At 69.7% G+C, this 13,735-nt stretch carries 10 protein-coding genes; 5 read left to right on the forward strand and 5 right to left on the reverse strand.

Annotated elements, in window-relative coordinates:
- Positions 1-118: 118 nt before the first annotated feature.
- Positions 119-694, forward strand: a complete 576-nt coding sequence (locus RN607_RS04170; protein WP_313500185.1) for a dihydrofolate reductase family protein — start codon at positions 119-121, stop codon at positions 692-694.
- 6 nt (positions 695-700) lie between these two features.
- On the opposite strand, the gene RN607_RS04175 is transcribed toward RN607_RS04170, so the two are convergent.
- Positions 701-1,174, reverse strand: coding sequence for a tRNA (cytidine(34)-2'-O)-methyltransferase (locus RN607_RS04175; RefSeq protein ID WP_313544542.1), 474 nt, complete (start codon positions 1,172-1,174; stop codon positions 701-703).
- Between the two features lie 29 nt (positions 1,175-1,203).
- Positions 1,204-2,982 (reverse strand): chloride channel protein, encoded by a 1,779-nt coding sequence (locus RN607_RS04180; RefSeq protein ID WP_313544544.1) that lies wholly within the window; start codon positions 2,980-2,982, stop codon positions 1,204-1,206.
- A 43-nt stretch (positions 2,983-3,025) separates the two neighbouring features.
- Here RN607_RS04180 and RN607_RS04185 point away from each other — a divergent pair, with 43 nt between their 5' ends.
- The 3 genes from RN607_RS04185 (at position 3,026) to RN607_RS04195 (ending at position 7,277) form a co-directional block, all read left to right on the forward strand.
- Complete coding sequence (locus RN607_RS04185) at positions 3,026-3,532, forward strand: MarR family winged helix-turn-helix transcriptional regulator (RefSeq protein ID WP_313544546.1); 507 nt, start codon at positions 3,026-3,028, stop codon at positions 3,530-3,532.
- Between the two features lie 87 nt (positions 3,533-3,619).
- Positions 3,620-5,467: an ABC transporter ATP-binding protein gene (locus tag RN607_RS04190; protein ID WP_313544548.1), complete on the forward strand. Its 1,848-nt coding sequence runs from the start codon at positions 3,620-3,622 to the stop codon at positions 5,465-5,467.
- A 73-nt stretch (positions 5,468-5,540) separates the two neighbouring features.
- A complete protein-coding gene (locus RN607_RS04195) occupies positions 5,541-7,277 on the forward strand; it encodes an alpha-glucosidase (RefSeq protein ID WP_313544550.1) in 1,737 nt (578 codons plus the stop codon).
- Positions 7,278-7,598: 321 nt separating this feature from the next.
- Here RN607_RS04195 and RN607_RS04200 read toward each other — a convergent pair whose 3' ends face one another.
- Entirely contained in the window at positions 7,599-9,536 is a 1,938-nt protein-coding gene (locus tag RN607_RS04200; protein ID WP_313544553.1) for a M13 family metallopeptidase, read from the reverse strand.
- A 135-nt stretch (positions 9,537-9,671) separates the two neighbouring features.
- Here RN607_RS04200 and RN607_RS04205 point away from each other — a divergent pair, with 135 nt between their 5' ends.
- Positions 9,672-10,121, forward strand: a complete 450-nt coding sequence (locus tag RN607_RS04205) for a ribose-5-phosphate isomerase (protein ID WP_313544555.1) — start codon at positions 9,672-9,674, stop codon at positions 10,119-10,121.
- A 51-nt stretch (positions 10,122-10,172) separates the two neighbouring features.
- On the opposite strand, the gene RN607_RS04210 is transcribed toward RN607_RS04205, so the two are convergent.
- Both RN607_RS04210 and RN607_RS04215 read right to left on the reverse strand, forming a co-directional pair.
- A complete protein-coding gene (locus RN607_RS04210) occupies positions 10,173-11,396 on the reverse strand; it encodes an EAL domain-containing response regulator (protein WP_313544557.1) in 1,224 nt (407 codons plus the stop codon).
- Positions 11,393-13,684 carry a hybrid sensor histidine kinase/response regulator gene (locus tag RN607_RS04215; RefSeq protein ID WP_313544559.1) on the reverse strand — a complete coding sequence of 764 codons (2,292 nt, stop codon included), beginning with the start codon at positions 13,682-13,684 and terminating at the stop codon, positions 11,393-11,395. Before RN607_RS04215 ends, RN607_RS04210 begins: the two co-directional genes overlap by 4 nt.
- Positions 13,685-13,735: the final 51 nt, after the last annotated feature.

Below are 13,735 nucleotides of genomic sequence, written 5' to 3' on the forward strand. Positions count from 1 at the left end.
GGGAGTGTCGGCGGGCCGCGTGCGGCGCCTACGCATCACGCCTGGCAGGTGCCCGTCCGTGCCGCCCGGAAGTCCTCCCGCAATGAGCCGTTCACACGGTTCGGATACCGTAAAGGCCATGTCGACCACCCCGGGCCGCGTCCGCGCCTACCTCGCCACGTCCGTCGACGGCTTCATCGCGGGGCCCGAGGACGAGATCGGTTGGCTGCAGGAGCCGCGGAACACGGGCGTCCCGCTCGCGGTCGAGCCGTGGGTGGACCACGTGCCCGACGGTCTCACGTACGACGAGTTCGTCCAGGACGTGGGCTGCCTGCTCATGGGCCGCCGGACGTTCGACGTGGCGTGCGGCTTCGGCACCTGGCCGTACGGCGAGGTGCCCGTCCTGGTGGCCACGCGTCGGCCGCTGTCGCAGTCGGAGGGTGCCGTCACGGCCGTCGAGGGCGATATCGAGGACCTCATCGATGCGGCGCACGACGTCGCGGACGGCAAGGACGTCTACATCGACGGCGGTGCGCTCATCCGGCAGGCGCTCGAGGTCGGCGCCCTGGACGAGCTGGTGGTCACGGTGATCCCGACGGTCCTGGGTGGAGGGGTGCGGCTCTTCGAGGTGCCGATGCCGCGCATCGACCTGGCGGTCTCCGACGTGCGCAAGTACGGCGGCGGCTTCGTGCAGCTGCACCTGAAGGCGCGCTGAACGGCCTCAGACGTGGCCGTCGAAGTCGGTCTGCCGCGCGGCCTCGTACGCCGCGATCGCGGCCGAGTTCGCCAGGTTGAGGGAGCGCCGGCCCGGCAGCATCGGGATCCGCACCCATGAGGTGATGCGTGGGTGCGCGAGCACCTCGTCCGGCAGGCCCGTCGGCTCCGGCCCGAACAGCAGCAGGTCGGTCGGCTCGTAGGCGATGTCGGTGTAGCGGGCGGTGCCACGGCCGGTGAAGGCGAAGACCCTGGCGTCGGGCCGTTCGTCGAGCAGCGCGTCGAGGCTCGGGTGCACCGTCATGGTCGCGAGGTCGTGATAGTCGAGCCCGGCGCGGCGCAGCTTCGGCTCCGACAGGTCGAAGCCGAGCGGCTCGATCAGGTGCAGGGCGCACCCGGTGACGGCCGACAGGCGGATGGCGTTGCCGGTGTTGGTCGGGATCCGCGGCTCGTAGAAGACGATCGAGGGCAGCGCTGTCATGCCGATCAGTGTGGCACGCGGGGCGGGTGTCAGACGGCCGCGGACATGCGCCTCAGCACGGCCTCGGTGCGCAGCCAGCCGACGAGCGTGCCATCCTCCTCGAGCACCGGCAGGCCGTCGTTCGACTCGCCCTCGAGCAGGCGGTCGATCACGTCGGCCACAGGGGTGTCGGGGGCGACGTAGTCGCGCCACTCGATCAGCTGGGACACGGTGACCTCGGCGGCGTCCTCATCCTCCGTGATCGCGCCAGCCGCGGACGCGAGGGTCACGACTCCGACGTACTCGCCGTGCTCCGTGATGACCGGCAGCGACTTGCGGCGGGAGGCGAGCAGGAACTCGACCGCCTCCGCGGCGGGCACCTTGGTGCTGACCGTGCGGGGCGCCTTGCGCATGAGCGACTCGACGGTGACCCCGGTGAGGGTCGCCGTCCCGGGCCGGCTGGTGAGGTCCACTCCGCGGCGGCGCAGCTTCGCGGTGTAGACGGACTCCTTGGAGAGCTGGCCGGACAGCATGGTGGACACGACGACGGCGAGGAGCAGCGGCAGGATGATCGAGTACTCGCCGGTGAGCTCGAACAGGATGATCACGGCGGTGATCGGGGCGCGCGACGCTCCGGCGAAGACCGCCGCCATGCCCACGAGCGCATAGGCGCCGGGGGTGATGCCGGCGTCGGGCAGGAGCCAGGCGAGCGTCTGGCCGAATGCCGCGCCGAGCATGGCTCCCAGGAAGAGGGAGGGCGCGAAGACGCCGCCGGAGCCGCCGATGGCGATCGTGAGCGAGGTGGCCACCACCTTCGCGAGCAGGAGGACCACCAGGAACCCGATCAGGTACTCGCCCATGACGGCGTTCTCGAGCACCGGATAGCCCACGCCGTACATCTGCGGGACGGCGAGCAGGAGCAGGCCGAGCAGCAGGCCGCCGACGCCAGGGCGCAGCCACTCAGGACCCTTCCACAGGCGATCGGCCACGTCCTCGAACCAGTACAGGACCTTGGTGAAGCCTGTGGCGACGAAGGCGGCGAGCACGCCGAGCACGACGTACAGCGCGTACTCGCCCACATGTGACACGTGGAACGCGGGCAGGCTCAGGAAGGCGGCGTCGCCGAGCACGGAGCGGGCGATGACCGACGCGGTCACGGAGGACAGCACGACCGCGGCGAAGGTGCGGGCGGCGAAGTTGACCAGCAGCAGCTCCATCGCGAAGAAGACCCCCGCGATGGGAGCGTTGAACGTCGCGGCGATTCCGCCGGCGGCGCCGCACGCGACCAGCAGCCTGACCTGGCTCTCGTTGAGCCTGACGGCCCTGGCCAGCGCCGAGCCGAGCGCGGAGCCGATCTGGACGATCGGGCCCTCGCGGCCGACCGAGCCGCCGGAGCCGATGGTGAGCGCCGAGGCGAGCGCCTTCACCAGCGCCACCTTCACCGGGATGCGACCGCCGCGCTTGGAGATCGCGTACATGACCTCAGGCACGCCGTGGCCGCGCGCCTCGCGCGCCCAGCGGTGGATGATCGGGCCGTAGATCAGGCCTCCGACCGCGGGGGCGAGCACCACGAAGAAACCCCCGAGCCAGGGGACCCAGGGGTGTGCGGCATGGTCGGTGACCGCTGAGTAGTCGGAGTGGCCGGAGAACAGCAGCGTGAACGTCGAGATCAGCCAGCGGAACGCGATCGCTCCGAATCCGGCGGCGGCGCCGACGACCAGGGCGAGCGCGATCAGGGCTGAGTTCTCGGAGCGGCGCACCCAGGTCAGGACGCGGCGGTGGAGCGGGGCGGGGGCGGTCGGCACGAGCGGTTCCTCACGTGTATTCATGCAACTGTTGTACGGTAGCACGCATAAGCATTACCTTGGTTGCATGAATTCGGCTCCAGACGACGGCCCCCGCGCCACCGACGGCACGCGATCCGTGGCCGACGCGACGGCATCGGCCACGCTCCTCGCCTCCCGGTCGCTGCTTGGATTCGTCGCCCGCTCGCTCGCCCCCGTGCTCGAGGAGCTCACGCTCGTGCAGTTCCGGATCCTCGTCGTGCTGGAGGGCGCGGAGCCGATGCGCATGGCCGACCTCGCCGACGCCGTCGGCGTGCACCCGTCCACGCTCAGCCGCACCGTCGACAGGCTCGAGGCCGGCGGCTGGGTGAGCAGGGTGCCGGTCGAGGGCAATCGGCGTGAGGTGCACGTGGAGCCCACCGCGGGGGCGCGCGAGCTCGTCGCGGACGTGACCCGGCGCCGGCGCGCCGAGATCCTGGCGACGGTCGCCTCGCTGCCCGCAGGGGACCAGGAGCAGGTGCGTCGCGGCATGGAGCTGTTCGCGGCCGCCGCGGGAGAGGCGTCACCGGGGGAGCTGCTCGAGCTCGGCCTCTGACGCGATGCCGTCAACCGGTGTCGGGCCCGGGTCGTACGCTGGCCGTCTACGACGAGACGAGGCGCGATGGCACCAGGCGGCAGAGGGATGGTCCGCAACGAGGACGAGGCGCGACGCCTGATCGCCGAGGCGCCCCAGATCCCTGACCTCTGGCGGCGGATCGGCGCGCTCTTCACCCCCTACAGGTCGCACCTGGTGCTGACCGCGGTGCTGGTGGTCGCCGCCTCGGGAGCCGCGGTCGTGCCGCCCCTGCTGGTCAAGCGGATCTTCGACGATGCGCTCTTCCCCACCGACGGCTCGGGGACCGTGGGCACGCCCGACGTGGCGCTCCTCACCGAGCTGGTCGCGGCGATGATCGGCATCTTCATCGCCGCCGCCATGCTCGGCGTGTGGCAGACGTACGTGACGTCGACCGTCGGCAACAGGGTCACAGGGGACCTCAGGGTCCGGCTCTTCACCAGGCTGCAGTCCATGGAGCTCGGCTTCTTCACCCGCACCAAGACCGGTGTCATCCAGTCGCGCCTCCAGAACGACGTGGGCGGCGTCGCCGGGGTCCTCACCACCTTCGTGCAGTCGGTCGTGGGCAACGTCGTCACCGTGGCTGCCAGCCTCGTCGCGATGATCCTGCTCGACTGGCGGCTGACGCTGCTCGCAGTGATCCTGATGCCCGCGCTCGTCGTGGTGCAACGACGCGTGGGGCTGGTGAGGCAGAGGATCGCCGCTCGCACCCAGGAGAGCCTGTCCGAGATGACCGCGATCACCCAGGAGACCTTGTCCGTCAGCGGCATCCTGCTGTCCAAGACGTACAATCGCCAGCGCTTCGAGACCGCCCGCTACTCCGATGAGAACGCGAACCAGATCCGCCTGCAGGTGCAGCAGGCGATGTCCGGCCAATGGTTCTTCGGGCTCGTGAACATCGTCATGTCGTCGGTGCCCGCGATCGTGTACCTCGCGGCGGGCTGGCTCCTCGCCTCAGGTTCCGCGGAAGCCGCTGGCGGCACGCTGTCCGCGGGAACCATCGTGGCGTTCACCACCCTTCAGGCCAGGCTGCTGTTCCCGCTGATGGCCCTCATGCGGGTGGCGCTCGAGGTGCAGACCTCCCGCGCTCTCTTCGCGCGCATCTTCGAGTACCTGGACATGGAACCTGCCATCGCCGACGCGCCCGACGCGAAGGATGCCGCCGACGTGCCGGGTCCCATGGGGCGGATCGAGTTCCGTGACGTCGGCTTCCGGTACCCGGGTGCGCGGGAGGACGCCACGCCCACGCTGGTCGACGTGTCGTTCACGGCGGAGCCCGGCGAGACCCACGCGTTCGTGGGGCCTTCGGGCGCAGGCAAGACCACCATCGTCTACCTCGCAGCACGCCTGCATGAGGCGACCGCCGGCACGGTGCTCTTCGCGGGTGAGGCGGTGCGCCGGCTCACGCACGAGTCGATCGTGGACCGGATCGGCGTGGTCACGCAGGAGACGTACCTCTTCCATGACACCATCGCCGCGAACCTCCGCTACGCCAGGCCCGACGCGACCGACGCTGAGCTCGAGGAGGCGTGCAGGGCTGCGAACATCCACGACACCATCGCCTCCTTCGCGGACGGCTACGCGACGATCGTCGGGGAGCGCGGCTACCGCCTGTCGGGAGGCGAGAAGCAGCGCATCGCGATCGCGCGCGTGCTGCTCAAGGATCCGCCGGTGCTGCTGCTCGACGAGGCCACCAGCGCGCTCGACACCGTCAGCGAGCGCGTGGTGCAGGAGGCGCTCGACGCGGCGGCGCGCGGTCGGACCACGCTGGTGGTCGCGCACCGGCTGTCGACGGTCGCCGCTGCCGACGTGATCCATGTGGTCGAGGGAGGGCGGATCGTGGAGTCGGGGTCTCACGCGGAGCTGGTGACCCGAGGAGGCCTGTACTCCGATCTCGCGGCGGCGCAGCGACAGTAGCCGCAGCGCGGCGCGCAGTCGTCACGTCGCGCCCTAGGCTGGAGCGGACGACGGCGTCGGAAGGAGACCCAGGGTGAGCAGCGACTGGTGGAAGTCCGCGGTGGTGTACCAGATCTACCCGCGGAGCTTCCAGGACTCCGATGGGGACGGCATCGGCGACCTGAGGGGGATCCGGCAGCGTCTGGGCTACCTGCAGGCGCTGGGCGTCGACGTGCTGTGGCTCTCGCCGATCTACGCCTCCCCGCACGCCGACAACGGCTACGACATCTCGGACTACCGTGCGATCGACCCCGCCTTCGGCACCATGGGCGACTTCGATGCCCTGCTCGCGGACGTCCACGCGCGAGGCATGCGTCTGGTGATGGACCTGGTGGTCAACCACACCTCCGATGAGCACCCGTGGTTCCTCGAGTCGCGCGCGTCCAGGCACAGCGCCAAACGCGACTGGTACTGGTGGCATGCGCCGCGCGACGGTTACGACCTGGGTGACGACGGCGCCGAGCCGACGAACTGGCGCAGCTTCTTCTCCGGCCCCGTCTGGGAGCCTGACGAGGATTCCGGCGAGTACTTCCTGCACCTCTTCCACAAGAAGCAGCCGGACCTCAACTGGGAGAACCCTGAGGTGCGGGGCGCCGTCTACGACATGATGCGCTGGTGGCTCGACAAGGGCGTCGACGGATTCCGGATGGACGTGATCAACCTCATCTCGAAGGTGCTGCCCCTGCAGGACGGCCGGCCAGGCGCGGGCGGGCTCGGCGACGGTTTCCCCTTCGTCGTCTGCGGACCGCGCATGCACGAGTACCTCCAGGAGATGCACCGCGAGGTCTTCGAAGGACGCGACGCACAGCTGATCACCGTGGGCGAGATGCCGGGCGTCACCACCGAGGACGCCCTGCTGGTCACCGATCCTGATCGCCATGAGCTCGACATGGTCTTCCAGTTCGAGCACGTGGACGTCGACCACGGGCCCGGTGGCAAGTTCGACGTGCTGCCGCTCGACCTGGTGCGGCTCAAGGAGATCATGGGTCGATGGCAGACCGAGCTGGGCGAGCGCGGGTGGAACAGCCTCTACTGGGACAACCACGATCAGCCTCGCATCGTGTCGCGCTTCGGCGACGACGGCGAGCACAGGGCGCGCTCGGCGAAGGCGCTCGCGGCCGTGCTGCACCTCATGCGCGGCACGCCGTACGTCTACCAGGGCGAGGAGCTCGGGATGACGAATGCGGGCCTCGAGTCGATCGACGACTACCGCGATGTCGAGTCCCTGAACGCGTATGAGGAGCTCCTGGCGCAGGGGTGGACCGAGGAGCGGGTCATGGCTGGGCTGAAGGACGTGAGCCGTGACAACGCGAGGACCCCGGTGCAGTGGGACGCGACGCCGCATGCAGGCTTCACGACCGGCACTCCGTGGCTGAAGGTCACGCCCAACCACACGTGGCTGAACGCCTCCGCGCAGGTGGATGACCTCGACTCCGTGTGGTCCTTCTATCGCGCGCTCATCGCGATGCGGCACGACGACCCCGTGGTCGCGCACGGATCCTTCGAGATGCTGCTCGCTGAGCATCCGCAGATCTTCGCCTACCGTCGGCGGCTCGATGAAGCCGTGCTGACGGTCGTCGCGAACCTGTCAGGGGAGCCGGCGGATGCGCCCGAGGAGGTCGTCGCCGGCCACCAGGTGCTGCGGAACGTCCACCCCGTCCGGGACGACGCATCGGGCGAGGACGGGCAGGGTGACGCGGCCGTCGGAGAGAGCGTGGGCGAGCGGCCTGCGCTGCAGCCGTGGGAGGTCCGCGTCCTCCGCAGCGCCTGAGTCGGGAGCCGGGAATGCCGAACGGCGGGACCGGGCCGAAGCCCGATCCCGCCGTCGGTCGTGAAGTTCTAGGGTCGAGTCACTCGCCGCAGCCGCAGCCTCCACAGGCGCAACCGCCCGAGGTCTCCTCTGCGACAGGCTTTTCAGCGGTGAGCTCGATCAGGTCGATGCTCGTCTTGTCTGCCATAGGGCGCTCCTCTCGTCCGGATGCGGGCTCGTGGTGGAACCCGTCAGGCCACCATACGCCTTGGTTGCGCGAAAGTGGACCACCGGGTGTCGAAGCCCGCTGTCGACCGTGAGCTCGCGGCTGTGCCGCGGCAGTCACCAGATGCGGACGCGCTCCTCGTCGGGCAGCCACATGGCGTCGTCCACGTCGGCGCCGAACGCCTCGTACCAGGCATCCATGTTGCGCACGATGCCGTTGACGCGGAACTCGCTGGGAGAGTGAGGGTCGGTGTTGAGCCGCGTGATCAGGGCCTCGTCGCGTACCTTCATGCGCTCCGTGAGCGCGTAGCCGACGAAGAACCGCTGCAGGGCGGAAAGCCCGTTCAGCTCCGGCGCCTCCTCGATCGGGTGGCCGAGCGCGATCTCGTACGCCTTGAGCGCGATCTCCACGCCCGCGAGGTCCCCGATGTTCTCGCCGATGGTGAGCGCACCGTTCACGTGGTGCTCGTCGGACAGCTGCGCAGGCGAGTACGAGTCGTACTGGGAGATCAGCATGGTGGTGCGCTGCGTGAACGCCTCGCGGTCCGCCTCGGTCCACCAGTCGTCGAGCTTGCCGGTCCCGTCGTACTTGGAGCCCTGGTCGTCGAAGCCGTGCCCGATCTCGTGCCCGATCACGGATCCGATCCCGCCGTAGTTGATCGCGTCGTCGGCCCCCGGGTGGAAGAACGGCGGCTGCAGGATCGCGGCGGGGAAGACGATCTCGTTGGCCACCGGGAGGTAGTACGCGTTGACGGTCTGCGGGGTCATGAGCCACTCGCTGCGATCCACCGGCTTGCCGATCTTGCCCCACTCCCAGTCCTCCTCGAACGCGGAGGCGGCGCGGATGTTCCCGATCAGGTCGTCGGCGGCGAGCGTGAGTCCCGTGTAGTCGCGCCACCTGTCGGGGTAGCCGATCTTCGGGGTGAACTGTTCGAGCTTGTCGAGCGCGCGCCGCTTCGTGTCGTCGGTCATCCAGGTGAGCGACGTGATCGAGCTCCTGTAGGCCGCGATGAGGTTCGCGACCAGGGTGTCCATGTGCTGCTTGTGCCCGGCAGGGAAGTGGATCTTGACGTACTCCTGGCCCACGAGCTCGCCCAGCACGGCCTCGACGATGCCCACGCCGCGCTTCCAGCGGTCACGCTGGGTGACGGCGCCCGACAGGACGGTGCCGTAGAAGTCGAAGTTCGCCTTGGAGAGCTCCTCGGTCACGTAGGCGGCGCGTGAGTTCACCACGCGCCAGCGCAGGTAGGCCTTCCAGGCGTCGAGGTCGGTGGCGGCCCACGTCGAGGCGATCCCGGTGAAGAAGTCGGGCTCCCCGGCCACCAGCAGCTCGTGCGCGTCGGCGGGGAGGTGGATCGCCTCGGCCCACGCGGTCCAGGCGAAGCCGGGCGCGTCGGCGGCGAGCGCCGCGAGGGTCGTGGGGTTGTGCGTCAGCTCGGCCTCGCGAGACTTGACGACGTCCCAGTGATGCGAGGCGATCTCCGTCTCGAGCGCCATGATTGCGGCGCCGTCGAACTCGACGCTCGTCAGGCCTGCCATGCGGTCCACATGGGCGACGTACTTCTCGCGCGTCTGCGCGTGCGCGTCCTCGCGGTAGTACGCCTCGTCAGGCAGCCCCAGACCGCTCTGCGACATGTAGACGACGTTGCGATCAGGGTCGGCCTTGTCGGCGAACACGTAGTAGCCGACGAGCCCCGTGACGCCATGGCGCTGGAGCGTGCCGACGACCGTGGCGAGCGCCGCATGGTCGGACGCCTCCTCGATGAGCGACAGCTCGAGCTCGAGCGGGGTGGTTCCGAGCGCGTTCGCCCGGTCCACATCCATGAAGCTCGCGTACAGCGCTCCGATCTGCGAGTCGGCACCGGCCTTCTCGATGATCTTCCTGACGTGCTTCTCCGCCTTGTCGCGCAGCGTGTAGAAGGAGCCGTCGGCGGAGCGGTCCCCAGGGATCTCATGCGTCCGCTCCCACTCGCCGTTCACGTAGCGGAAGAAGTCGTCCTGCGGACGGACCTCGGTGGAGAACTCTTCAGTGTTGATCCCGGAGCGCTTCGTCATGCCCCTCACCCTATGAGGGACACGCCCCGGCGCCCCGCAGGTTTCGCTGTCGGCCTAGAGATCGCATCGAACTTCATCGCGTCGGTGAACCCTCGATGGTCGCTCCCGGCCCGGCGACGCTGGCATGATGGGCATATGCGTCTCCACATCGCCGCGGACCACGCCGGGTTCGAGCTGAAGCAGCATCTGATCGCGCACTTCGGTGCGCAGGGTGTCGAGGTCGTCGACCACGGCGCCTTCGAGTACGACGCCCTCGACGACTATCCGGCGTTCTGCATCGCCGCTGCCGAGGCCGTCGCGCAGGCCCCCGGCGACCTGGGCATCGTGATCGGCGGGTCCGGCAACGGGGAGCAGCTCGCGGCCAACAGGGTCGCAGGCATCCGCGCCGCGCTGATCTGGTCGGAGGAGACGGCGCGCCTGGCGCGTCAGCACAACGATGCGCAGATCGGGTCGATCGGCGCGCGGATGCACTCGCTCGACGACGCCACCGCCATCGCCGACGCGTTCGTCGCGGAGCCCTTCAGCCACGACGCCCGCCATCAGCGTCGGATCGACCTCATGACGGAGTACGAGGCTCGTCGGTAGTTCGCTGCGCGCGCCGCGCGGTCCGTGGCATGCGCCGCGCGTGCCGGCACCTCAGGCGAGGTGGGTGGCGAACACGTGCTCGGGCGGCTCCCACGTCGCGAGGTCGGCCGGCCACATCGGACGCCCCAGGTAGAAGCCCTGCACCGTGTCGCACCCCATCTGCATCAGCAGATCCAGGTCCGCCTGGCTCTCGACGCCCTCGGCCGTGCACGTCATCCCCAGCGCGTGACCCAGGTCGATGATCGACCTGACGACGGTGCGCGACTCCTCGGACGTCGTCGCAGTCGCCACGAAGCTCCTGTCGACCTTCAGCTCGGAGAACGGAAGCCTCACCAGCTCCAGCATCGAGGAGTACCCGGTGCCGAAGTCGTCGAGCGAGACCTGAAAGCCCTCGAGTCGCAATCGTGTGAGGCGCTTGAGCGAGGTCACGGGATCCGACATGGCCGCGGTCTCCGTCACCTCGACGATCACACGAGACGGATCGACCCCGGCCTCATGCGCGAGCGCGACGAGGCGCTGGTCGAGCCTGCTCTCGCTCACCTCCGCGGCCGAGATGTTGATCGAGATGGTCTGGCTGTGCGGCAGGCGCGACGACGCGAACCATGACAGCGCGCTGCGCATCACCGCGTTCGTGAGCTCGGACGCCAGGCCGTTCGCCTCCGCCACCGGGACGAACGCGCCCGGCGGGATCGCCAGGCCGTTCGAGTCGATGCAGCGCGCCAGCGCCTCGTAGCCCACGGCCTTGCCGGTGCTGCACGAGACCTTCGGCTGCAGCGCGACCGTGATCTGTCCGGCTGCGAGCGCCTCGCGCAGCGAGTCCGCTGTCACGACAGGCGTGTCCGCGGTCAGGGACGGAGTGGAGGCGTGCCGGCCGGCGAACGGCGACTCGGTGCGCTGGCTCAGCATCTCTGCGAGCCGAGCCCGCGAGTACGGCTTGGCGAGCGCTCCTGCGATGACCAGCCCGTGGGCGCTCGCGAAGCGCAGCGCCGACTCGAGCACGCGCATGTCCTGGCCGCTCGAGACGATGACCGCGGCGGTGCTCCGGCGATGCGCGAGCTCCTCGAGCACCATGAGGCCGTCGTCGTGGCCGAGCACCAGGTCCACCATCACGTGGCTGGGCCCCCACGTGTCGTGCGCCTCGAGGAAGTCTGCGACGGTCGCCTCCAGGCGTGCCTGCGCACCGCAGGCCGTGACCATGGCCTTCGCCATGCGGCCCACCAGATCGTCGTCATCGACGATGAGGACACGTGCGTGAGTCGGGTCGAGGGGGGTCACTCGACGCTCCCTTCCTGTGAGACGAGTCGGGCGACGCGCTCGGCCAGCTGGTGGACCGTGTACGGCTTGGTGAGCAGCTCGGCGTCCGGGTCGATCCTGCCATCGGCGGCGAGCACGTTGTCGGTGTAGCCGGACACGCACAGCACGGGCAGCCGGGGGCGTCGCGCCCGGGCCTCGTGCGCGAGCTCCTGCCCCGACATCCCGCCGGGCATCACCATGTCCGTGAGCAGGAGGGCCACGTCGTCCGTGGTGTCGAGGATCTCGAGCGCGCGCCTGCCGTCGGCCGCCTCGAGCACGTCGTAGCCGAGCGACGCGAGCCTCGTCGCGGTGTAGCCGCGCACCAGCTCGTCGTCCTCGACCAGCAGCACGGTGCCGGAGCCGGTCGCTGGGACGGCATCGACAGGGGGCACGACGGTCCGCGGCTCGGCGCCGGCCACCGGCAGGTAGAGCGCGAACTCCGACCCACGTCCGGGCTCCGAGTCGACGGTGAGGGTGCCGCCCGACTGGCTCGCGAAGCCCCATGCCATCGCCAGGCCCAGGCCCGATCCGCCGCCGGTCGGCTTCGTCGTGTAGAACGGCTCGAAGAGTCGGGGCAGCGCCTCAGGCCCGATCCCGATGCCTGTGTCCGTGACGCTGACGCGCACGTAGTCGCCGGCGGGCAGGTCGACGTCGCAGATGTGACGCTCCCCACCGTGGGCCACGCGAGCTGCCGTCACCCGGACGACGCCGCCATCGACCATCGCGTCGCGAGCGTTGATCGCCAGGTTGAGCATGGCGTTGTCGAGCTTGCCGCGGTCGACCATCACCGGGGGCAGGTCCTCGGCGATGTCCAGCCGGACGGTGACCGCCCCTCCGAGCGTGCGGTCCAGCAAGGGGCGAAGCGCCGCGAGCGCGTCGGCGATGTCCGTGGGCTCGGGGTGGAGCGTCTGGCGACGAGCGAAGGCGAGCAGTGCGCGGATCAGGTTCGACCCGCGGTCCGCGGCCTCGGCGATCATCGCGCGCATCTGCTCGGCCGGCTCGGTGAGGTCCTCCTCCGCGAGCGCCTCCGCGCCGCCGATGATGACCGTCAGGAGGTTGTTGAAGTCGTGGGCGATGCCGCCGGTGAGGCTGCCGACCGACTCCAGGCGGTTGGCGCGCTCCAGCCGCTGCGACATCTCGCGGATCTCGGTGACGTCCTTGAGATAGGTCGTGAAGCCCGCCGGGGCGGAGGAGATCGTGAGCTCGAACCACTTGTCGATCGTGGTCGCGTGCTGGGTGAGGTGGACCGGTTGGCCCGTGCGGCGCACACTGTCGAACGCGTCGCCCACCTCGGACGTCCTCACGTGCGGGTAGACCTCCCACACGTGCCTTCCGACGAGCTCGGCGGGGCCCGTGCCGAACATGCGCGCCGCCGCAGGGTTCACGTACGCGAAATGCAGGTCCGACGTGTAGGTGATGACACCGTCGTCGATCGACTCGAGCGTGTCGAGGTGCTCGCGCGCCAGCTGCGCGGCGTCACGTTGGCTCTGGCGCAGCTCCTCGATGTCGGTCGCGGTGGACCACCACTGGTGCTGCGTCCCCATGCTGGCGGGCACGGCCTGGGCAAGGGGCGTGGTGCGGATCAGATGAGCGCGATACGCACCGTCGTGGCGGCGGAGCCGTGCCTCGATCTCGTAGGACTGGCCTGCGGGCAGCGCCTGGTCGAGGACGTCGACCAGGTTCGAGCGGTCGTGGGGATGCACCACGGCGAGCCACTCGGCACGATCACGCGGCGCGGTTCCCAGGTACGTCCTCATGCCCTCCGAGATGTAGTTGATCGTCGAGCTCGCATCGGAGAGCCACACGGGCACCGGCATCGACTCCGCGAGAGCGACGAGGCGCGCCTGCTCGTCGCGCAGCTCCTGGGTCGTGTACTCCAGCTCGTGCACCGAGGACGACAGGGTGCTCGCCCTCCGTGCCAGCGCTTCGCGTCGCCGCACGCCGACGACGGCAAGGATGACCACCAGGACGATCCCCAGTGCCTGCGCGGAGCGGTTGAAGACGAAGTTGCCGCCGGTGAGGGTGAACGTGGCGGAATGGGGATCCGCGAGGGATGCGGTCGCGAGCAGTACCAGCGACGCCGCGCCGGTCCACAGGATGAGCGCGACCCTCTCCACCAGCATCCCGATCAGGATGAACATCGCATATCCAGCCGACACGCCGACCGGGATGTCGGACACCAGGTCGACGGCGAACACCGCGAGCACGCCGACGGCCACGAGCGTCACATCGATCCATGTGTGCCGCCCTAGCGGGCGATGCTCGGGCATACGGCTCCCCTCAGACCCTTGGGGCGCGCACGGACCGCCTCCCTTTCCGTG

This window comes from Demequina capsici, assembly GCF_032102965.1.
GTDB classification, from domain to species: Bacteria; Actinomycetota; Actinomycetes; order Actinomycetales; family Demequinaceae; genus Demequina; species Demequina capsici.

Excerpts from the sequence above, each read along its gene's own strand:
- RN607_RS04170 (WP_313500185.1), top strand. The coding sequence starts at position 119 with ATGTCGACCACCCCGGGCCGCGTCCGCGCCTACCTCGCCACGTCCGTC.
- RN607_RS04175 (WP_313544542.1), bottom strand. The coding sequence starts at position 1,174 with ATGACAGCGCTGCCCTCGATCGTCTTCTACGAGCCGCGGATCCCGACC.
- RN607_RS04180 (WP_313544544.1), bottom strand. The coding sequence starts at position 2,982 with ATGAATACACGTGAGGAACCGCTCGTGCCGACCGCCCCCGCCCCGCTC.
- RN607_RS04185 (WP_313544546.1), top strand. The coding sequence starts at position 3,026 with ATGAATTCGGCTCCAGACGACGGCCCCCGCGCCACCGACGGCACGCGA.
- RN607_RS04190 (WP_313544548.1), top strand. The coding sequence starts at position 3,620 with ATGGTCCGCAACGAGGACGAGGCGCGACGCCTGATCGCCGAGGCGCCC.
- RN607_RS04200 (WP_313544553.1), bottom strand. The coding sequence starts at position 9,536 with ATGACGAAGCGCTCCGGGATCAACACTGAAGAGTTCTCCACCGAGGTC.
- RN607_RS04205 (WP_313544555.1), top strand. The coding sequence starts at position 9,672 with ATGCGTCTCCACATCGCCGCGGACCACGCCGGGTTCGAGCTGAAGCAG.
- RN607_RS04215 (WP_313544559.1), bottom strand. The coding sequence starts at position 13,684 with ATGCCCGAGCATCGCCCGCTAGGGCGGCACACATGGATCGATGTGACG.